Source organism: Bacillus cereus group sp. BfR-BA-01309, from assembly GCF_022664315.1.
Classification (GTDB): domain Bacteria; phylum Bacillota; class Bacilli; order Bacillales; family Bacillaceae_G; genus Bacillus_A; species Bacillus_A mobilis.
This window is the reverse complement of sequence record NZ_JAKUHE010000059.1, coordinates 1-547: the sequence shown is the minus strand read 5'-3', so window position 1 is coordinate 547 and position 547 is coordinate 1. Positions and strand designations below refer to the sequence as shown.

Genomic DNA, 547 nt, shown 5'->3' with positions numbered 1-547 from the left:
GTGTTGTTGTTGGCCCAGCGGCTACTTCTTGATTTGGCACTTCATTATGAATTGGTGCAGCTGGTGTTACCGGTGTTGTTGTTGGCCCAGCAGCTACTTCTTGACCTGGCACTTCATTATGAATTGGTGCAGCCGGTGTTACCGGTGTTATTGTTGACCCAGCAGCTATTTCTTGACCTGGCACTTCATTATGAATTGGTGCAGCCGGTGTTGTTGTTGGCCCAGCGGCTACTTCTTGATTTGGTACTTCATTATGAATTGGTGCAGCTGGTGTTACTGGCGTTGTTGATCCAGCAGCTACTTCTTGATTTGGTACTTCATTATGCATCGGTGCAGCTGGTGTTACTGGCGTTGACATTGGCCCAGCGGCCACTTCTGAATTTGGTACTTCATTTTCAATTGGTGCAACCGGTGTTACTGGTGTTGACATTGGCCCAGCGGCCACTTCTGAATTTGGTACTTCATTTTCAATCGGTGCAACCGGTGTTACTGGTGTTGACATTGGCCCAGCGGCCACTTCTGAATTTGGTACTTCATTTTCAATCGG

At 47.9% G+C, this 547-nt stretch carries 1 protein-coding gene; it reads right to left on the bottom strand.

Annotated elements, in window-relative coordinates; genetic code table 11:
• Nucleotides 1–547: hypothetical protein (locus tag MR115_RS29995; protein WP_304658058.1), on the bottom strand; the 547-nt coding region annotated here is incomplete at both ends.